Below are 19,687 nucleotides of genomic sequence, written 5' to 3' on the forward strand. Positions count from 1 at the left end.
AGTGAAACACCTCGAAATCGCCATCCTGGCCATGCTCTGGACGGTGACGCTCTGGCGCGCCCCCTCAGCCGTCCGGTCGGTCAAACAGCGCGCCCTGTGGACGGCGTTCGCCGCCCTGACCGTCTCCATGACCCTCCGCCTCCCCGGCGTGATGCGCACCCTGGACGACTGGGCGGGGGTCAACAACCTCTCCACCCTCGTCAAGCACTGGCTGGGCATGATCGCCGCCGGCGCGGTGGTCGACTTCGTCGTCGCCATCGCCCGCCCGGAGACCGGCCGCCGGCTGCGGGCCCGCCACTACGCCGCCCTGACCGCGATGACGGCCATGGCGGTGCTCTTCGCGTTCTTCGTCCCGCGGCCCCACGAGATGACCGACTTCTTCGAGGAGACCGCCGGCAACGGCTGGGCCACGGTCTACTACCTCCTCTTCGTCGTCTACCTCGGCATCGCCATGGCCACCGCCACCTGGCTCTTCTGGGGCAGCGCCCGGCACGCCAGCGCCCTGTGGCTGCGGACCGGCGTCCGCCTCATGGGCATCGGAACCGCCGTCGGCGTGCTCTACACCCTGCTGCGGGCCGGGTACATCACGAGCCGCCTCGCGGGCCTCACGGACGACACCAGCGACATCGCCGTCGACAACGTCACCGACACCCTGAAGTACCTGGCGATCGGCTTCATCCTCATCGGGAGCAGCATCCCGGCCTTCGGCGTGGCCTGGCGCACCGTCCAGGACGGCCGCCACCACCGGCAGCTCCAGCCGCTCTGGCAGGACCTGACCGCGGTCACCCCCGACATCGTCCTGAAGACCGGCCTCCTGCGCAGCCCGCGCCTGCGGCTGTACCGGCGGGTGATCGAGATCCGCGACGCCGCCCTGACCCTGGACGCCTACACCGCCCACGAGGTCCGCGAGCGCGCGCACCGCGCCGCCCTGGAGGCGGGGTTCGACCCGGCGACGAGCCCGGCGGCCGAAGCCCTGTGGATGCGGGCGGCCCGCGAGGGCAAGGCCCGTGGGGTCCTGCCGCTCCACGGCACCCAGGAGCCGGCGGCCTGCGTCGGCATTGACGAACTCGACTTCGCCGCGGAAGTGCTGCGGCTCATCCAGCTCGCCCGGATCTACCACTCCTCCGTGGCCGACGAATTCCTCACCGCGACCAGCCAGGAGGCCACGGCGTGACCGCCACGCTCACCCAGCCCACCGAGTCCCGATCCGCCCGCCTGATCACCGACGGGCTCGATCCCAAGACCTGGATCATCGCCGACACCCTCCTGATCGGCTGGCACACCGCCGGACTCTCCGGGATCGGCTGGGGGCTCCTGGGCTGCCTGTTCGCCGCCGTCATCCCGCTGGCCTTCATCAAGTACGGCATCCGGCGCGGCCGCTGGGCCGACCGGCACGTCGGCCAGCGCCGACAGCGCATCGTCGTGATGGTGTTCATCATCGGCTCGGTCGCCACCGGCATCCTGCTGATGGCGCTCCTCGGCTCGCCCCGCACGATGATCGCGCTGATCGCGGCCATGCTGGTCACCCTCGCGGCCCTGCTCGCCGTGACCCCCGTCTGGAAGATCAGCGTGCACGCGGCCGTCTCCTCCGGGAGCGTCGCCATGCTCGCCCTGACCTACGGGCCCTGGCTGCTGCTCGCCTACCCGCTGGTCGCCCTCGTCGGCTGGTCCCGGGTCGAACTGAAGGATCACACGCTCGCCCAGGTCCTCGCGGGCACCGCGGTGGGCGCGGCCGTCGCGGCCACCACCTTCGCGCTGGTCCGCTAGACGACCAGGGCGGGCCGGCCCGTTTCCGGGCCGTGCCGTTTCCGGGCCGTGCCGTTTCCGGGCCGTGCCGTTTTCGACAAGACAGGCGCGCACGGGCTTGTCAGGCTCGGCGCACACCGTCGGCACTGCGGCAGCCCGTCACGGGGGTGTGGGCTGCCGCAGTGCGTCGACCAGTGCGCGCGGCTCGTCCGCGTGGAAGCGGACGACGCGGGCTTCGGCGCGGGCGCCGAGCGGGCGGCGGAAGGAGAGCGGGCGGAGAAGTTCCACGGTGACCGTGGTCTGGCTGCCGACGATCAGGTCGAGCACCCCGTCCTCGGAGAGGGTGACGAGCCGTCCCGCGGGGTAGCGCCGGTCGACCCGGACCGAGGCCACCGCCTCCGGCGGGACGGTGAGGTCGAAGAGGGCTCCGTAGCGGATCCGCAGGGTCCCGTCGGGGCTCACGACGTGCGGCCGGGTGACGCAGGCGGCGTGCAGCCCGAGCATCAGCAGCACCCCGTACGCGTCGAGGACGAGCACCACGCGGTGGACGGCCGGCCAGGGGATCAGGAAGGCCAGCGCCACCGTCTCGATCAGCGACACGAAGACCAGCCCGTACATCATGGCCGTCTGCGGTCCGGTGTACGGGGCCGCGTGGTCTCCGGGCCGCACCCCGTGCGGCGGCCGCCGCAGCGCCCAGCGGGCCAGCGCGGCGGACGCGCGCAGCTCGTGGAGCACCAGGCGGCGTACGGTCACGGGGACCACGGCCCGCACGGCCTCGCGGCGGGCCGCGCCCGGACCGGCGCCGCGGGCGCGGGCGGCCGCGTACAGGGAGTACAGGACGCCGGCCTCCAGGAGGAGGACCCCCAGCACCAGCGCCTCGGCGACGGCGAGGGCCCAGCCGGGCGGTCTCATTCCGGCGGCCACGCACACCACCAGCCCCAGCTCCATGGGGAGCACGGCGGCCACCCCGATCCGTGCCGCGCGTATCGCGCTCATTCCCGGCCCCTCTTCGTCTGCGTGGCCCACGTGTCCGTGAAGGCGTCCATCACCCGGCGGACGACCTCCGCCTGCGCCGGGGCGTACTCGGCGAGCAGGGCCTCCAGGAAGCCCGGCAGCTCCTGCGGCCCGCCGGCCCCCTCCGTCGTCGCCGCCGTCGCCATCGCCGCGAACGCCTCGGCGGGCACCGCGGCCACCAGTTCCGCGGCGAGCGGCCCGATCCGGGGATCGTCCCCGGCCGCGTCGGCGAGCTCGTCGAGCCGCTCGTACAGCGCGAGCACGGCCGGGTCGGCGGCGACCGTCCCGAGCACGGCGTAGAGCTCCTCCCCCACCGCGCCCGAGGCGTCCAGCAGGCTCAGGTGCTCTCGGTCGAGCGCGGCGGACGGCGAGGCCGTCGCGGGCGCCTTGGCGAGCAGCTCGGCGAGGGCGGGCGAGACCGGCTCCGCCTCCCCGGGCGGGGCGGCGAGCAGGACGGCGAGGCGCCGTCTGCGCTCGGCCAGTTCGGCCTGCTGGCGGGCGAGGTCGGCGTCGAGCTCGGCCAGTACCTCGGCCAGCTCGCGCCCCGCGTCGTCCGCGAGCACGTCCCGCACCTCGTCGAGGCTCAGCCCGAGCTCGGTCAGCCGGCGTACCCGGGCCAGCCGGACGGCGTCGCGCACGCTGTAGGCGCGGTAGCCGTTGGGGCGCCGGTCCGGCTCGGGGAGCAGGCCGACGTGGTGGTAGTGCCGGATCGCCCGGGTGGTGACCCCGACGAGCGCGGCGATCTCTCCGATCCGCATGGGTTCCAGTAGAAACCCTGCCGCTGCGTCAAGGTCAAGCCGTGATGACGCAGCCGGTACGATGGGCGGCACGACAGACGAGTCGGCCGGGCGGCCGCGTCGGGATCCCCGGATCCCGCCGAGGAACGTCCGGGCTCCACAGGGCAGGGTGGTGGCTAACGGCCACCCGGGGTGACCCGCGGGACAGTGCCACAGAAAACAGACCGCCTGGGGCTTCGGCCCCCGGTAAGGGTGAAACGGTGGTGTAAGAGACCACCAGCGCCTGAGGCGACTCAGGCGGCTAGGTAAACCCCACCCGGAGCAAGGTCAAGAGGGGCCGTTTCCGAACGGCCCTGCGCGAACGTTCGAGGGCTGCCCGCCCGAGTTCGCGGGTAGACCGCACGAGACCGGCGGCAACGCCGGTCCTAGATGGATGGCCGTCTCCCCGGCGACCGCGAGGTCACCGGGCGACAGAACCCGGCGTACAGGCCGGCTCGTCTGCCGTACCCACCTCGGATGAGGTGGAAGGGCTTCCCATCTGCGCATATCAGGTCGTGAGTGCCGACCCTCGCTCGCTCTGTCACCGCACCCTCGGGTGCGAATCCGGTGCGAATCAGTTCCGGCTGACGTGCGGCTTTTACCATCGCCGACGCCGTCAGCTTCCCTGCGACGTACCAGGAACAACGCTGTGCATCGTGGCATGGCCACGCGGTGATCCGCTGCCCCCATGGACAGTCGCACGTCATCCGGCCGCGCTCGCGGCCCCTTCGCCCGCGTGCGTGAAGGCATCCGGGAACGCGGTGGTCTCGACCACCTCGGCCCCGCTCCCGTTCCCGCGTAGGTCTCCCACGTCTCCTCGATACCGCCCGCGCCGAGGACAACACCCCGACGAACAGCAGCAGCCCCCGCTCTCCCGGTATTTCCCGGGCCGGCGGTGGCTGTTTCACGTTCCGGACGCGTCTGGATTGACGGAACGTCAAGGTCTAGTCTGCGCGGGCGCCAGCCGAAAGATCCCTTCTGCCGACGAAGGCCGCCTGAGCGCCGCACCCAGACGAGGACCCTGCATGACCGCCCCCGAGCAGCCGCCCCACATACCCGCGCAGCCCCTCCAGCCGCCCACCGGCTACGGCTACCCGCCCCTGGGCCCCTGGGCCGCGATGCCCGAACCGAAGAAGCCGATGAGCACCGGCAAGAAGATCGGCATCGCCGCCGCGGGCGCGGCCGGGCTGGTCATCCTGGCCACAGCCACCGTCGCAGTCGTCCTGGTCGCCGATGACGGGAAGGACAACAACCCGGCAGCCACCGCCACGGCGTCGCCGAGCAACACCGCCCCCGCGACCACCGTCATCCAGGGCGCCCTCACCATCCAGGACAAGGGCGTCTATATCTCCCCCCACATCCAGAACACCCCCGCCAACGGCTGCGTCGGCCTCGGCGGGAACTCCGATCTCCACCAGAACACCCAGGTCACCGTCTACGACAAGACCGGCGCCGTCGCAGGACTCACCCACCTCGGCGCAGGCGTCCGCGAATTCAAGGCGGCCTCGACGCTCGCCGACACGGCCGACACCTGCACCTTCCCCATCCTCCCCATCCAGGTCCCGGCGGGCGCCGGCATCTATCAGATCGTCGTCGGCACCGAATCGGCGCACGGCCGCTACGCCGTCACCGAGGGACAGCCCATCGCCGCCTTCGTCGGCGACCTCGTCTAACACACCCGAAGGTCCCCCCAGTCCAAGACCCCACCCCACTCCACCCTCCGGCGACGGAATCCGCACCGCCCTCTCCATCGGTGCGGGTGCTGTGGCTGCTGGTGGATGCGGGCTGCCCGAAGGTGCAGGTCACAAAGCCGGGCCGGGAGAAACCGGCGTACAGGCCGGCTCGTCTCCCGGCGAACAGCCCCCGCTTTCCCGTTCGTTCGGGTGCGGGGGCTTCGTCGTACCGGTACCCGTGGTCAGGCCTCCCAGTGGGCCCCGTAGCGGGGCCGGTAGGGCTCGATGGCCGTCTCGGGGTCGTGGAGCGCGGCGCGGCAGGCGGTACGGGCGCGTGCGCGGGCGGCTCGCTCCGCGAGGTTGGCGGCCTCGGAGAGGGATCCGCCGAAGGCACAGCAGTACCGCCAGCTGTCGAAGGCGCGGCGGACCTCCCGCGGCTGCGGGCGCCGGCCCTCCTTGGCCGCGGTGCGGAGCTCGGCGGCAGAGTAGCGCAGGCTGCGCAGGTCGACCCGGCGCCAGGGACCGGTGAACCCGGTGTGCGGCGGGGCGAGCGCCTCGCGCTGCGCGAACGGGGTGCGCGGGGCGGGAATGTGGTGGGCGGTGCGGGACAAGGAGAGCCTCCAGCCGCACCCCAGGGCCGTCCTGGGGGTGCTACCGGAAGCCGGACGGGTACGGCGGCACGGGTGGCTCCCTTCTCCACGAGTGGCCCCCTGCTCCGGACCTCACCTGACGTCGCCCTTTCTACCAACCGGCGGCGCCCCACGGCTCGGGGATTACGAGGAGGCCCCCCGCCCGGTCCGGGCGGGGGGCCTCCTCGTGCGGCCGGGCGTGGTGGCTCAGCGCAGGTGGGACGTGTCGTTCAGGAGGCGGACCGAGGCGTTGCCGTCGGCGTAGTAGGCGACCGCCGACAGGGAGGCCGCCGACAGCTCCATGCGGAACAGGGCCTCCGGCGGGGCGCCCAGCGCGAGGCGGACCAGGATCTTGACCGGCGTCACGTGCGAGACCAGCAGGACCGTGCGGCCCGCGTGCTCGGCGAGCAGCCGGTCCCTGGTCGCCGAGATGCGGCGGGTGGCCGAAGCGAAGCTTTCGCCGCCGCCCGTGGGGGCGGCCTTCGGGGAGTCCAGCCACGCCTGGAGGTCCTCGGGGTGGCGCTCGCGCGCCTCGGCGAAGGTCAGCCCCTCCCATGCCCCGAAGTCGACCTCGCGCAGGCCCTCTTCGACGGTGACCGTGAGCCCGAGCCGGTCGGCGACGGCCTGCGCGGTCTCCCGGCAGCGGCGCAGCGGGGAGCTGATCACCGTCTCGATGGTGCCGCGCGCGGCCAGCGACTCCGCGACGGCGGCGGCCTGGCGGCGGCCGGCCGCGGAGAGCTCCGGGTCGCTGCCGCCGCTGCCGGAGAACCGCTTCTGCGGGGTCAGCGCGGTCTCTCCGTGGCGCAGCAGCACGAAGGTGGCGGGCGTCCCCATGTCGGGGCCCCAGCCGACGGTGGGCGCCGCCGTGGGCTGCGGGGAGACCTGGCCGGGCTGCGGCACCGGGTGCGGGACGGTCCCGGCCGCGCTGGAGCCGGGCTCCGCGAACAGGGTGTCGGCCCCGGCGTCCGCGAACACCGGCGCGGTGGCCGACGTACGGGACGAGGAGGAGGCGAGGGCAGCCCTGACGGCCGCGGCACCCTTCGCCGCGTCACCCGGAGGGCCCTGCGGGGTCGCCAGGGTGCGCGCCGCCGAGGCGTCCAGGGCGGCCGAGGAGTGCGAGGGCTCCCACTGCTTGCCGCGCTTGCCCGCGTCCATCGCCTCGTTCGCGAGCCGGTCCGCGTGCTTGTTCTTCTCGCGCGGGATCCACTCGTACGTCACCTGGGCGCGCGGCATGATCTTCGCCGCCTGGGCCGCGAGCGGCTTCATGTCCGGGTGCTTGATCTTCCAGCGGCCCGACATCTGCTCGACGACGAGCTTGGAGTCCATGCGTACGAGGACCAGCGCGTCCGGGTCCAGTTCGCGAGCGGCCTTCAGCCCGGCGATGAGGCCCTTGTACTCGGCCACGTTGTTCGTCGCGACGCCGATGTACTCCGCGCGCTCGGCCAGCGTCTCGCCCGTCACCGGGTCGAGGACGACGGAGCCGTAACCGGCGGGCCCCGGGTTGCCCCGGGAGCCGCCGTCGGCTTCCACAACGAACCGCGGCATCAGATGCCCGAGTCGGCCATGCGGACCAGGATGCGGCCGCAGCTCTCGTGCCGGACGATCTGGTCGCGGGCGGCGGCCTTGATCTCGTTGACCTCGGCGAGGTCGAGCTCCAGGCGGCAGCCCTCGCAGCGGCGCTGCGACAGGCGGGCGGCGCCGACGCCGCCCTGCTTCACGCGGATCTTCTCGTACAGGGCGATCAGCGCGGCCGGCATCGTGGTGACGATGACCTCGCGGTCCTTGGCGATGCCCGCGACCTCGGCGTCGATCTCGCCGGTGGCGGCGTCACGGCGCGCGGTGGCGTCGACGAGCTTGGTCTCCAGGGAGGCGACCCGCTCGGTGAGCTCGGTGACGCGCTCCTGCGCACCCTCCAGACGCTCCATGACCTCCAGGACCACGTCCTCCAGGTCACCCTGGCGCTTGGCCAGGGAGACGACCTCGCTCTGCAGGTTGGCCAGGTCGCGGGCGGAGATGCCGACGCCGGTGTCCAGGCGGGACTGGTCGCGGGCGGCGCGCTGGCGCACCTGGTCCACGTCCTGCTCGGCCTTGGTCTGCTCGCGCGCGGCGTCGGTGGCCTGCGTCTGGGCGGCGACGAGGAAGTCGCGCTGCTGGGCGAGGTCGCTGGTCAGCGAGTCGACCTCGGCGTGCTCGGGGAGCATCTTGCGCTTGTGGGTGAGCTGAGACAGCCGGACGTCCAGGGCCTGGACGTCGAGAAGTCGGATCTGGTCGGCGGGCTCGGCGTTCAGTTGGGGGCTCCAGGGTGAGAAGGGGATGTCACGGACGGCGCGTGCGCCGTCCACGGGTCGGTGGCCGTGCGCGAGACGTGGGTCCGCAGACCCCAGCCGTTGCGCTCGGAGATGGCGTCGAGCTGGGCCGCGGCCTGCTCGCACCAGGGCCATTCGGTGGCCCAGTGGGCGGCGTCGACGAGGGCGAGCGGGCTCTGCTCGCGGGCCTCGGACACCGGGTGGTGGCGCAGGTCGGCGGTGACGTACGCGTCGACACCGGCGGCCCGGACCTGCGCGAAGAGGCTGTCGCCGGAGCCGCCGCTGACGGCCACCGTGCGGATCATCGCGTCGGGGTCACCGGCCACGCGGATGCCCTGCGCGGTCGGCTGGAGCCAGGCGGCGACGCGCGCCGTGAACTCGCGCAGCGTCTCGGGGCGGTCCAGCTCGCAGAGCCTGCCCAGGCCCCGGCGGCCGTGGGGGTCGCTCGGATCGGGGACCAGCGGGCCGGTGACGCGCAGGTCGAGGGCGCCGGCGAGGGCGTCGGAGACGCCCGGGTCGGCGGTGTCGGCGTTGGTGTGGGCGACGTGCAGCGCGATGTCGTTCTTGATCAGCGTGTGCACGACGCGGCCCTTGAAGGTGCCGGCCTCGACGGTGGTGGTGCCCCGCAGGTAGAGGGGGTGGTGGGTGACGAGCAGGTCGGCACCCAGCTTCACCGCTTCGTCGACGATCTCCTGGACGGGGTCGACGGCGAACAGCACCCGGGAGACCTCGGCGTCGGGGTCGCCGCAGACGGTGCCGACGGCGTCCCACTCCTCGGCCCGCGAGGGGGGCCACAGAGCGTCCAGCGCGGCGATGACTTCAGAGAGACGGGGCACAGGCCAAGGCTACCGTCCGTGGCGACCGGCCCCGGTCTTCCCGTCCCATCTGCGGGCCGATGCGGAAACCGTCTGGGGCGGCAGGGGAAACGGGGGGATCCACGCGTGCCGGAGAAGTGCTCGACGCCCGATATGAGCTGGTCCGGCGCCTGGACGTGGGCGGCACGGGCGAAGTCCGGGAGGGCATCGACCGGCGCATCCGCCGCAAGGTCGCGATCAAGCTGATCCGCGAGGAAGCAGATCCGGCGCTGGTCCCCGAGCTGGTGTCCCGGCTCGGCCGGGAGGCGACGACGGCGGGACGCCTCGCGCACCCCGGCGGACCGGCCGGCGGACGCCGCGGAGGTGGTGGACCGGCTGCGCACCCTGAGCCGGCCGCGGGGGCCGGGTCCGCCGGTGCGGGGGACCCGCTGACGGTGGAGTTCGGCTTCGACCTGGCCTGCGCCTGCGCCCGTGGCGGACCGCCCGTCGGAGGTGCGGGCGCTGCTCGTGGAGCTGATGCCGGCGCTGTACGCGCACCGGGGGTCGGCCGGGGAGCTGGTGCTACGGGCCCGCTACCTGCCGGCGCTGACCGCGCGGGCCGTCGATCCGGGGGCGGACCTCGCGCAGTGGGAGGAGCCGGCACCGGATCTGGAGGCGCTGCTCGGGAGCGGGGACCGGCTGACGGTGGAGGCCTGGTTCCGCCGCGCGCCGGCGCTGTCCGCGCGGGACCGGTCGGCGGATGCGCTGCGGCTGCTGGACGCGGTGCCGGCGCGGCGGACCGAGCTGTTCGGGGCCGACGACCCGTTCACCCTGCGGGGCGGTACGCACAGGTGGCGGGGCTGGCGGCGTTGCACGGCGGCCCCGGTGGCGGGAGCTGCTGCCCGAGGTGACCCGGGCGCTGGGCGGCCGGCACGCGCTGGCCCGCGAGGTGCGGCAGCGGCTGGGTCTCCCGCCCGAACCCGGGCAGCCACGACCGGCGGACCTCCCGGACCTCCCGGACCTCGGCGCACGGACCGCCCGGGCCTGACGCGCGGCTCCCCCGGCCGAGGCGGCCGGGGTCGTGCCGTCTCCCGAGATCGGGGAGCGGGCAAAGACTGGAAAACCGGGTTAGGTGTACCTAACCCGGCTGCTCACCCCAAACACCCCGATATCGCGCAGCACAGTCGCCTCCCCTTCCACAGACGAATCGCCACCCCGCCACCCGTATGTGTGAAGCGGGGATTGTCGCGTTGTCCGAGGGGAAGCGCGATCACTACCTTCCTCGGCGGAGGTGTCCGCAGGTCACGTGATCCCCCTCCTCGAGGAGGGAGCCTTCAGCCACTGCGGCTGACGGCCGCCGTTACCAGCACCGGCCGACTATGCGTGTTGGAGGTGAACGAAGTTGGCTACGTACCACGCAGGACAGAAGACCCACCCCCCTGTGCTTCCTCAGCAGGTGGCTCTGGAATTCGAGTCAGTAGACACCCCCCGGATCGGGGACGAAACGGGACTCGAACGCCGCGAGGCACCCGGCGCGGTACATGTGCGAGGGGAGACCGCCGATGCTTCACCTGGCATCGGCGGCGTCACCCCCAACCACCAGGTTGGGGAGAAGGCCCGTGAGGGCCACCCCGTCGTGTTCGTCCTGGACAAGCACGGCACACCACTCCAACCCACCAGCCCTGCAAGGGCCCGCAAACTCCTCAGCCAGGGCAGAGCCGCCGTGGCCCGGCACACCCCATTCGTGATCCGGCTCAAAGACCGCACGGTCTCCACCTCCCAAGTGGACGGTGTGGAACTCGGGATCGACCCCGGCTCCAGGCACACCGGCATCGCCGTCTTCACCGCAAAGGACGGTGAACGTCGCGGCCTGTACGCGGTCGAACTCACTCACCGGGGCGGCGTCATCCGCGACAACCTCACCGCTCGCGCCGCCTACCGGCGCGGTAGGCGCACCCGGAACCTGCGCCACCGCGCACCCCGCTTCTCCAACCGCACCCGCCCCAAGGGCTGGCTCGCCCCATCGCTGCGCCACCGAGTGGACACCACCATGTCGTGGACCGCCCGGCTCGCACGCTGGGCTCCCATCCACGCGGTGCATGTGGAACGGGTCGCGTTCGACACCCACGCCCTGTCCAACGGCGGGCCGCTGGAGGGCGCCGAGTACCAGCACGGAACCTTGCACGGCACCGAAGCCCGCGAATACCTGCTGGCCAAATGGGGCCGGTCCTGCGCCTACTGCGGCACCACTGGAGTCCCACTCAACATCGACCACATTCATCCCCGCTCACGCGGCGGCAGTGACCGCGTCTCCAACCTGACCACCGCGTGCGTGCCCTGCAACGAGAAGAAGTCGAACCAGCCCGTCGAAGAATTCCTCAAGCAGTCGCCGCACCGGCTGACCCGCATCCTCGCCCAAGCCAAGGCACCACTCCGCGACGCAGCAGCCGTCAATGCCACCCACTGGGCCCTGTGGCGCGCCCTCGATGCCGCCTTCCCTTCGGTGCACACCGCATCGGGTGGCCGCACGAAATGGAACCGAAAGCAGACCAATACTCCCAAGACGCACACCCTCGATGCCCTGTGCGTCGGCGAACTCAATGCCATCACCCGCGCTCCGGCCCGCGTCCTGGCGGTCACCGCAACCGGGCGTGGCACCTACGCCCGTACCCGCACCGACAAGTACGGCTTCCCCCGTCTGCGCCTGCCCAGACAGAAGCGGTTCTTCGGCTACCAGACCGGTGACCTCGCCCGCGCCGTCGTCCCCACCGGCAAGAAGGCCGGCACGCACACCGGCCGGATCGCCGTCCGCACCACTGGCCGTTTCAACATCAAAACGCCACTCGGCCTCGTCCAGGGCATCGGACACCAATACTTCCGCCTCATCCAACGAGCCGACGGCTACGCCTACTCCACCCGACTCGAAGCAGAGAGCGGCCACGAAAGAAGATCACGATGACTGCTGTCTGTTCCATCGAGACCACGGCGACGACCCCGTTCACCATCGCCGCGGACGGGTCCTACGCCGCACGGCTCGCCGGGGACGGCGAAGCACGCTATCCGGAGCGCTGGACGCTGACCGGTCCCGAGCCGTACGCGGTGCCCCTGCCGCTCGCGCAGCCCGAGGAGGCCGACAGCGAGGTGCTGCCGCTGGCCGACGGGCGGGTGCTGATCCACCGGCGGGTGGCGGAGCGGCACGGCTTCGCGCTGCTGTACCCGACGGGCGGCGGCGAGGCGGGCGCCGGGCCCCGGACCGGGGAGCTGCAGCTCGGCTCGATCCCGGCGGCCGACGGCGTACGGGTCACCCTGCTGCCCCCGTCCCCCGACGGGCACGGGGCCTTCGCCCTGGCCGTGGGGGCCGCCTCGACCACGGTGTGGCAGGTGGCCGGGGTCCCCTTCGGGCCGGAGCGGGTCGCCCGGATCCCGGGGCGGTGTTCGGGCGGGGTCTGGCTGGACCGGACCGGCCGGCTGCTGGCGCTGGACCGCGAACTGGACGGCCCGGGCGGGCCGGTGACCAAGGCGGTGGCCGTGGACCTGCGGCGGGGCGGGGAGATCTCGCCGCTGCTCCAGATCGCGGAGGCCAGCGACGACCGCCTGCTGCTGGCCGATCCCGACAGCGGGCTGCTGCTGATCCGCTCGGACGCGCCGGGCGAACCCCGGCTCGGCTGGGGGGTCCTGGGCAGCGCCCGCCCGGTGCGCTTCCCGGAGTGCCTGCGGGCCGTCGGGGCCTCGGCGACGCCCTTCGCGGTGCAGCCGGGTCAGGTGCTGATGCCGGAGAGCTGCGGGGTCGCCCTGCGGGTGGACGAGGCCGGCGACGGCTACGGCGGCTCCGTGGCCGGGCTGGCCCTGTGGCGCCCCACCGACCGGCACGTGTTCCGGCTGGGCGCCCCGGCCGGCTGGCTCGGCGGAACGGGCCGCTGGACCCCGGAGGGCCGCCTGCACCTCCCGTACGCCACCCCCGAAGTCCCGTGCGGACTCCTGGGCATGACCCTCCCGGTCTCCCCGCCCCCACCCGTCCGCCTGGACCCCATCCCCCTCCCGCCGGCGCCGGCCCGCCCGGTCCCCTTGCAGCAGGCACCGCTGGGCTGAGGCCGGCCGGGCCGGCGGCCGCGCGACCATCCGTCCTCGCCGCTGCGGCGGAGGTGTCCGGCCGACGCCGGAACGGACGCCGGGCCCGGGGTGAGGAACCCCGGGCCCGGCGTGTGAATCCGTACTCCCGGCTGCCGCTGGGGGCTGCCGCCCCCGTCAGCCGTCGTGCTTGAGGCCGAGGACTTCCGCTGCCGCGAAGGTCTCGTTCGCCGGGCGGGAGTCGTAGTGCGGGGTGAGGAGCCCGTCGAGCTCCTCGTAGGAGAAGGACTCCTTGGTGGTGTCGAACTTCGCCGCGACCTTGGGGCGTTCCATGACGACCACGATGCCGCCGTGGACCACGAACAGCTGCCCGTTGGCCTTCGCCGAGGCCGGGGAGGCCAGGTAGCCGACCAGCGGGGAGACGTGCTCGGGGGCGAGGGCGTCGAGCTTGCCCTCCTCCGGGACCTGGAAGCCCGCGAAGACGTCCTCCGTCATACGGGTACGGGCGCGCGGGCAGATGGCGTTGGCCGTCACCCCGTACTTGGCGAGGGCCAGGGCGGTGGAGGTGGTCAGGCCCACGATGCCGCCCTTGGCCGCCGCGTAGTTGGGCTGGCCGGCCGAGCCTCCGAGGAAGGCCTCGGAGGAGGTGTTGATGATCCGGCCGTAGACCGGTCCGCCGGCCGCCTTGGAGCGTTCGCGCCAGTGGACGGAGGCGAAGTGGGTCGTGTTGAAGTGGCCCTTGAGGTGGACCCGGATGACCGAGTCCCACTCCGGCTCCGACATCGAGAAGACCATCCGGTCGCGCAGGATGCCCGCGTTGTTGACCAGGATGTCGAGCTTGCCGAAGCTGTTCACCGCCAGCTCGACCAGCTCGCGCGCCTGCTCGAAGTCGGCCACGTCACCCAGGTGCGCCACCGCCTGTCCGCCCGCGGACCGGATCTCCGCCGCGACCTCCTCCGCCGGAGCGGCCGAGGCCTCGCCGGAGCCGTCGCGGCCGGGCTGCCCGAAGTCGTTGACGACCACGCTCGCGCCGAGCCGGGCGAGTTCGATCGCCTCGGACCGGCCCAGGCCGCGGCCCGCCCCGGTGACGATGGCGACGAGTCCCTCAAGTGGCAGTGACATCCGTACGGTTCCTCTCGAAACGGGTCAGAGTTCGATGCAGGTGCGCAGGGCGACGCCCGTACGCATCTGGTCGAGCGCGTCGTTGATCTCGGCGAGCTGCACGCGGTGCGTGATCAGGCCCGCCAGGTCCACCCGGCCGGCCCGCCACAGCGCGATGGTGCGCTCGTAGGAGCGGAGCACGTCGCCGCCGCCGTACATCGACGGCAGGATCTTCTTCTCGTCGAAGAAGAGGGAGAACATGTTGATCGAGTAGTTGTCGTCGAGCGCGCCGGCGCCGACCACGACGACGGAGCCGCCGCGGCGGGTCATGTCGTAGGCGGTCTTCGTGGTCGCGGACTTGCCGACGACCTCGAAGACGTAGTCGAAGCCCTCGCCCGCGGTGATCCGGTTCTTGGCGTCGGCGAACTCCTCCGGGGAGACGGCCTCGGTGGCGCCGAAGCGCAGCGCGGCCTCGCGCCGGGAGGCGACCGGGTCGACGGCGATGATCTGGGCCGCGCCCTGCACCTTGGCGCCCTGGATGACGGAGATGCCGACGCCGCCGCAGCCGATGACGGCGACCGAGGAACCGGCCTCCACCTTGGCGGTGTTGATGGCCGCGCCGAGTCCGGTGGTGACCCCGCAGCCGATCAGGGCGGCGATGTCGAAGGGCACGTCGTCGGGGATCGGTACGGCGCAGCCCGCCGGGACCACCATCTCCTCGGCGAAGGTGCCGGTGCCGGCGAAGCCGAAGATGCTGCTGTCGCCGCGCTGGAAGTTGGGGGTGGCCACGTTCCCGAAGGCCTCCAGGCACAGGTGGCCCTGGCCGCGCTTGCAGGAGGGACAGTGCCCGCAGGGCGGGAGCCAGCAGACCAGGACCCGGTCGCCGATCTTGTGGCTGGTGACCCCGTCACCGACGTCGGTGATCACGCCGGAGCCCTCGTGGCCCGGGATGAAGGGGGCGGGCTGCGGGAGGACGCCGCTCATCGCGGAGAGGTCGGAGTGGCACAGGCCGGTGGCCTTGATGCGGATCTTGACCTTGCCGGGGCCGAAGCCCACGGCCTGCATGTCCTCGACGACTTCGAGCTTGTCCTGGCCTATCTCGCTCTGCAGTGCTGCGCGCACGGTGCGGCTCCTTCTGGGTGTCTGCGGCTGCGGGGTTTCGCGTGCTTCGGCTGCCGGATCCGCTCAGCCGTGTTCGACGACGGCGTCGGCGAGGACCGGGGCGTCGTCCCGGTCGGCGGCGCTCACCGTGACGAGGACCCGGCCGGGCTCCTGCCACATCCGGATCCGCAGGGTCTCGCCGGGGAAGACGATCCCGGCGAAGCGGGTGCGGTAGGCGCGGACGCGGGACACGTCGCCGTCCAGAACGGTGTCGACCACGGCCTTCAGGGTCATTCCGTACGAGCACAGGCCGTGCAGGATCGGCTGGTCGAAGCCGGCCATCTTGGCGAACTCGGGGTCCGCGTGGAGCGGGTTCCAGTCTCCGGAGAGGCGGTACAGCAGGGCCTGCTCCTCGCGGATCTTGCGCTCCTCGATCCGGTCCGGCGCCCGCTCGGGCTGCTCGGCCTTGACGGAGGGGCCGCGGTCGCCGCCGAAGCCGCCCTCGCCGCGTACGAAGATCGACGCGTCGGAGGTCCACAGCGGCCCGTCGGCGTCCGCGACCTCGGTGCGCAGGACGATCACGGCCGCCTTGACCTTGTCGTAGACCGCGGCGACCGTGGCGGTGGAGGCGGCCTCCCCCTTGACCGGGATGGGCCGGTGCAGCTCGATGGACTGGCTGCCGTGCAGCACGTTGGCGAGGTTGACCTCGATGCCGGGGGCGGCGAGGCCGCCCATCATGGCCATGCCGGCGCCGGCGACGGTCGCGAAGCTGGGGAGCACGTGGAGCTTGGACTCCAGGGTGTAGCGCAGTTCGTCGGGGTCGGTGGCGGCCCCGGGGTTGTTCGGGGAGGTCCCCGCGCCGAGTCCGAGGTGGTAGAGCTGGATGTCCTTGTGGTCCCAGGCGATGTTCCCCTTGCGGGGTTCGGCGGCGAGGGCCTTGGCGGCATCGATCGGCATGGGCGTGCTGCTCCCTGTGTTGGAAACACCGTCTTTGAGGCACCTGCTGTGAAGCACCGCCTGGGGAAGCGCGGCGCCTTGGAAGACCTCGGCGCGGCCGTCCGCACCGTCGGCCGCACCGAGGTCGTATGCGGGACCCGGCACTCTAGAACGCGTTCTAGGTTGCCCGGTGAAGGAATGTATAACGCACGCCCCAGCAGTTGGGAAGACTCCTGACTCTCTGTCAGACCCACTTCCCCCGCGGGGCGTTACGCCGGTACGGGACACTTCGCCCCTACCCTGGCCGGGTGGATGAGATGCCCGTTCCCCTGCGCCCCGCCCGGTCCCTGCGGGTACTCCTGGACCCGCCGAACCGGGCCCTGGCGGTCCTCCTCGGCCTCCAGCCCGACATCGAGGTGGTGGCTTCGCCGCTGGCCCGCCCGGCGGTGGCGCTGACGGAGTCGGTGGAGCGCGTCCCGGTGCTCCTGGCGGAGGATCCGGAATGCCGGATCCTGGTGATGACGGGCTCCGCCCACCCGGGCCTGCCGGAGGCCGCACTCGCCGCCGGCGCGGCGGGCCTGGTCCTGCGGGACGGCCCGGTCGAGGACCTCGCGGACCGCATCCGCCGCGCCTCCCGCGGGGAGTCGGTGGTCGACCCGGCGCTGGAAGCCCCGCAGGCCTCGTAGGCCCGCCCTCCCCGGAGGCCTCGTAGGCCCTGCCGGACATGCGTCCGCCCCGCGGATCCTCACGGAGGACCGGCGGGGCGGATGCGCGCACGAAGGACGTACGAGGCGCCCGAGACGTCCGAGACGTCCGAGACGTCCGACGACCGGACGGTTCAGCCGGGGGCGGGCGCCGTCCAGTCGTCGACCGTCCGCGAGGGGTCCAGGGCGACCGGCAGCTTCTCCAGCCCGCGGAAGGCCGGGAAGGGCCCCTTGAGCCAGTCCTCGTGGCCCACCTCCGGGGTGGCCAGGACCATGTCGGGGAACCGGTCGAGCAGGGCCGTCAGCGCGGTCTCCAGCTCCATGCGGGCGAGCGGGGCGCCGAGGCAGTAGTGCGGTCCGTGACCGAAGCCGAGGTGGGTGCTCTGCAGCCCCTTGCGCGTCACGTCCAGCGTGTCCGGATCCGCGAACTTCTCCGGGTCGCGGTTCGCGGAGGAGATCGCGATCTGGACGAGGGAGCCCCGGGGGATGGCGACTCCCCCGATCTCCAGGTCCTCCAGGGCGTAGCGGAACGTGGAGGTCTCCACGGAACACTCGAACCGGACCAGCTCCTCGATCGCCTGGGGCAGGAGCGCGCGGTCCTCCCGGACCAGCGCCAGTTGGTCGGGGTGGGAGAGCAGGGAGAAGACCGCGTTGCCGATCTGGTAGGTGGTGGTCTTGTGGCCGGCGAAGAGCAGGACCCACATCATCGAGACGAGTTCGTCGTCGGTCAGGGCCCCGTCCTCGTGCTGCGTCTGGATCAGCACGGTGAGGAAGTCATCCGCCGGTTCCGCGCGCTTGCGGGCGACCAGGCCGAGGAAGTGGTTCCGCAGCCAGTCCTCGGCCTCGGCCAGGTCGGCGGCCATGTCCTTGCTGAACCGGGAGCGGGTCACCTGCCCGAACCACTTCAGGACGTCCGTGCGCTCGTCCCCGACGATGCCGAGCAGTTCACAGATGACCATGACGGGAAGCGGCAGCGCGAAGGAGGCCATCAGGTCGACGGGGGTGTCCGTCGGGCACTTGGCCAGCAGTTCGCCGGCGAGCTGCTCGATGCGCGGGCGCAGGAGCTTGACGTGGCGCGGGGTGAAGGCCTCGTGGGCGATGTGCCGCAACCGGGTGTGCCGAGGGGGGTCGGCGAAGATCAGGTTGTCGTCGAGGGCGTCGCAGGTGTCCCCGAAGACCGCGTGGTAGATGTCGATGCCCTCGTGCATGTCCTTGCCGATGCGCGGATCGGACAGCGCGAGCCGGGCGTCCTCGTACCGGGTGATGAGATACGTGTCCACCCCGTGGCGCGTGGTCAGCTTGCAGACGGGGGCCTGCTCCCGGAGCGACCGGTAGACCGGGTAGGGGCACGTACGGTACTCCGGCGTGCCCATGGACACGGCCGCCAGGGCCTCGCCGACGGGGAGGCCGTCACTCACTGCCACTGCGGGTTCGGTCGTCACGGGCTCAGACCTCTCGTGGGGCTCGACTGTCCAGCCACCTCACTCCCGCGGCCCGCGGCCCGACTAACCTCCATTACCCCGTTCGGGCCCGAAACTACGCCCGCCTGAGCGGATCGCCCGGGTCCCCGACCCGTCCCGCGCACACCGGCGCGGCCCCGCCATAAGGTCCCCCCATGCCGGACACCTCAGACCTTGCAGACCTCGCAAACCTCGCAGACCTTGCGGACCTCACCCCGCCGGACGACGGCAGCCGCGACAGGATCGACGTCCACCACCACTTCTGCGCCCCGGAGTGGCTGGAGTGGGCCGAGGGCCGGGGCCTGGTGAACCGGAAGGCCCTGCCGCCGTGGGCGCGCTGGGATGCCGCGGCGGCCCTGGATCTGATGGACCGGGCGGGGATCGCCACCGCCGTCCTCAAGCCGATGCTCCCCGCGCGCTACACGACGTCCGCGCAACTGCGCGAGGCCACCGCCGTCACCCTGCGGGCGGCGGCGGAGGTGACGGCCGCCCATCCGGGCCGCTTCGCGTTCCACGCCCCGCTCTTCCTCGACGACCCGGAGGTCGCGCGCTGGGCCCTGCGGTACGGGCTCGACGAGCTGGGCGCGGTAGGGGTGAACGTCACCGCGAACTACGGGGGCGTCTACCTGGGCGACCCCTCCTACGACCCGCTCTTCGCCGAACTCGACGAACGCTCCGCCGTCGTGGACACGCACCCGCACAACCTGCCGCTCCCCGGCGGGGCGCCGGCCGGGGGCCCCGGGGCGGTGGCCGTGCCGGGGATCCCGAACTTCCTGTGCGACTTCCTGCTGGACACCACGCGGGCCGCACTGAACATGATCCACAAGGGCACCCTGGACCGGTTCCCGAACCTGTCGGTGATCCTGCCGCACGCGGGCGGCTTCCTCCCGCACATCGCCACCCGCGTACAGGCCTTCGCGGGCGCGCTCACGCCGCCCGTCGACCCGGCGATGGTCCGGGACCACCTGCTCCGCTTCTACTACGACACCGCCGGGCCCATGTCCCCTGCGGGCACCCTGCTGGCGATGGCGAGCCCCGACCGCATCCTCTTCGGCAGCGACTGGCCCGCTTGCCCTGCGGAGATGGTCACGGACATCGCTCTCCCGGCGCTGGCGGGTGACCCCGCGCTGACGCCGGCGCACCAGCGGGGGATCAACCGGGACAACGCGGTGCGCTTGATGCCGAGCTTGGCTCCGCTGAGCGCTGCGCGCGTCTGAGCGGCGCCGCCCCTCGCCCTGGCCCGCTGCGCGGGGCGAAGTCCCCTACCCACCCTTCCACCGTTCCCAGGGCCCGGCCCTGACCCGGTCCTCAAACGCCGGACGGGCTGAAAGCGGGGTACCGGGCTGCGCCCGGACCCCCTGGGGCCCCGCCCCAGACCC

Annotated in this window: 17 protein-coding genes and 1 other RNA gene; 8 read left to right on the forward strand and 10 right to left on the reverse strand. The window is 72.7% G+C overall.

Translation table 11 applies throughout. The annotated features are described in order from the left end of the window. Position 1: 1 nt before the first annotated feature. Together OG247_RS13590 and OG247_RS13595 are read left to right on the forward strand one after the other, a co-directional pair. Positions 2-1,174 carry an MAB_1171c family putative transporter gene (locus tag OG247_RS13590; protein ID WP_327252494.1) on the forward strand — a complete coding sequence of 391 codons (1,173 nt, stop codon included), beginning with the start codon at positions 2-4 and terminating at the stop codon, positions 1,172-1,174. Next, complete coding sequence (locus OG247_RS13595; protein ID WP_327252495.1) at positions 1,171-1,767, forward strand: hypothetical protein; 597 nt, start codon at positions 1,171-1,173, stop codon at positions 1,765-1,767. The genes OG247_RS13590 and OG247_RS13595 overlap by 4 nt, the downstream gene beginning before the upstream one ends. A 138-nt stretch (positions 1,768-1,905) precedes the next feature. On the opposite strand, the gene OG247_RS13600 is transcribed toward OG247_RS13595, so the two are convergent. Continuing rightward, entirely contained in the window at positions 1,906-2,742 is an 837-nt protein-coding gene (locus OG247_RS13600) for a hypothetical protein (protein ID WP_327252496.1), read from the reverse strand. Beyond that, complete coding sequence (locus OG247_RS13605) at positions 2,739-3,518, reverse strand: MerR family transcriptional regulator (RefSeq protein ID WP_327252497.1); 780 nt, start codon at positions 3,516-3,518, stop codon at positions 2,739-2,741. The genes OG247_RS13600 and OG247_RS13605 overlap by 4 nt, the downstream gene beginning before the upstream one ends. A 78-nt stretch (positions 3,519-3,596) precedes the next feature. Between OG247_RS13605 and rnpB the strand changes: the two genes are divergently transcribed. Then, positions 3,597-3,998: RNase P RNA component class A (gene rnpB, locus OG247_RS13610), an RNA gene on the forward strand. Between the two features lie 563 nt (positions 3,999-4,561). Next, positions 4,562-5,209 (forward strand): hypothetical protein, encoded by a 648-nt coding sequence (locus tag OG247_RS13615; protein ID WP_327252498.1) that lies wholly within the window; start codon positions 4,562-4,564, stop codon positions 5,207-5,209. 242 nt (positions 5,210-5,451) lie between these two features. On the opposite strand, the gene OG247_RS13620 is transcribed toward OG247_RS13615, so the two are convergent. From OG247_RS13620 to OG247_RS13635, 4 genes are all read right to left on the reverse strand, one after another. After that, a complete protein-coding gene (locus OG247_RS13620; RefSeq protein ID WP_327252499.1) occupies positions 5,452-5,820 on the reverse strand; it encodes a hypothetical protein in 369 nt (122 codons plus the stop codon). 225 nt (positions 5,821-6,045) lie between these two features. After that, positions 6,046-7,383 (reverse strand): bifunctional RNase H/acid phosphatase, encoded by a 1,338-nt coding sequence (locus OG247_RS13625; protein ID WP_327252500.1) that lies wholly within the window; start codon positions 7,381-7,383, stop codon positions 6,046-6,048. Further along, complete coding sequence (locus OG247_RS13630) at positions 7,383-8,126, reverse strand: zinc ribbon domain-containing protein (RefSeq protein ID WP_327257460.1); 744 nt, start codon at positions 8,124-8,126, stop codon at positions 7,383-7,385. The genes OG247_RS13625 and OG247_RS13630 overlap by 1 nt, the downstream gene beginning before the upstream one ends. Beyond that, positions 8,123-8,980, reverse strand: a complete 858-nt coding sequence (locus OG247_RS13635) for a Nif3-like dinuclear metal center hexameric protein (RefSeq protein ID WP_327252501.1) — start codon at positions 8,978-8,980, stop codon at positions 8,123-8,125. Before OG247_RS13635 ends, OG247_RS13630 begins: the two co-directional genes overlap by 4 nt. A gap of 1,414 nt (positions 8,981-10,394) precedes the next feature. On the opposite strand from OG247_RS13635, the gene iscB reads away from it, so the two are divergent. Together iscB and OG247_RS13645 are read left to right on the forward strand one after the other, a co-directional pair. Next, positions 10,395-11,897, forward strand: a complete 1,503-nt coding sequence (gene iscB / locus OG247_RS13640) for an RNA-guided endonuclease IscB (RefSeq protein ID WP_327252502.1) — start codon at positions 10,395-10,397, stop codon at positions 11,895-11,897. Next, positions 11,894-13,027, forward strand: coding sequence for a hypothetical protein (locus OG247_RS13645; protein WP_327252503.1), 1,134 nt, complete (start codon positions 11,894-11,896; stop codon positions 13,025-13,027). The genes iscB and OG247_RS13645 overlap by 4 nt, the downstream gene beginning before the upstream one ends. A 156-nt stretch (positions 13,028-13,183) precedes the next feature. On the opposite strand, the gene OG247_RS13650 is transcribed toward OG247_RS13645, so the two are convergent. The 3 genes from OG247_RS13650 to OG247_RS13660 all read right to left on the reverse strand — a co-directional run bounded on the left by OG247_RS13650 (position 13,184) and on the right by OG247_RS13660 (position 16,165). Continuing rightward, on the reverse strand, positions 13,184-14,128 hold the full coding sequence (locus tag OG247_RS13650; protein WP_327252504.1) for a 3-oxoacyl-ACP reductase: 945 nt from the start codon (positions 14,126-14,128) through the stop codon (positions 13,184-13,186). Positions 14,129-14,152: 24 nt separating this feature from the next. Beyond that, on the reverse strand, positions 14,153-15,229 hold the full coding sequence (locus OG247_RS13655; RefSeq protein ID WP_266958368.1) for a Zn-dependent alcohol dehydrogenase: 1,077 nt from the start codon (positions 15,227-15,229) through the stop codon (positions 14,153-14,155). A 63-nt stretch (positions 15,230-15,292) separates the two neighbouring features. Continuing rightward, positions 15,293-16,165: a MaoC family dehydratase gene (locus OG247_RS13660; protein ID WP_327252505.1), complete on the reverse strand. Its 873-nt coding sequence runs from the start codon at positions 16,163-16,165 to the stop codon at positions 15,293-15,295. Positions 16,166-16,461: 296 nt separating this feature from the next. Here OG247_RS13660 and OG247_RS13665 point away from each other — a divergent pair, with 296 nt between their 5' ends. Continuing rightward, positions 16,462-16,830: a DNA-binding response regulator gene (locus OG247_RS13665; protein WP_327257461.1), complete on the forward strand. Its 369-nt coding sequence runs from the start codon at positions 16,462-16,464 to the stop codon at positions 16,828-16,830. Between the two features lie 152 nt (positions 16,831-16,982). Here OG247_RS13665 and OG247_RS13670 read toward each other — a convergent pair whose 3' ends face one another. After that, on the reverse strand, positions 16,983-18,290 hold the full coding sequence (locus OG247_RS13670; RefSeq protein WP_442813275.1) for a cytochrome P450 family protein: 1,308 nt from the start codon (positions 18,288-18,290) through the stop codon (positions 16,983-16,985). Positions 18,291-18,463: 173 nt separating this feature from the next. Here OG247_RS13670 and OG247_RS13675 point away from each other — a divergent pair, with 173 nt between their 5' ends. Then, positions 18,464-19,525, forward strand: coding sequence for an amidohydrolase family protein (locus OG247_RS13675; RefSeq protein ID WP_327252506.1), 1,062 nt, complete (start codon positions 18,464-18,466; stop codon positions 19,523-19,525). Positions 19,526-19,687 lie beyond the last annotated feature (162 nt).

Origin of the sequence: Streptomyces sp. NBC_01244 (assembly GCF_035987325.1) — a bacterium.
Lineage (GTDB): Bacteria > Actinomycetota > Actinomycetes > Streptomycetales > Streptomycetaceae > Streptomyces.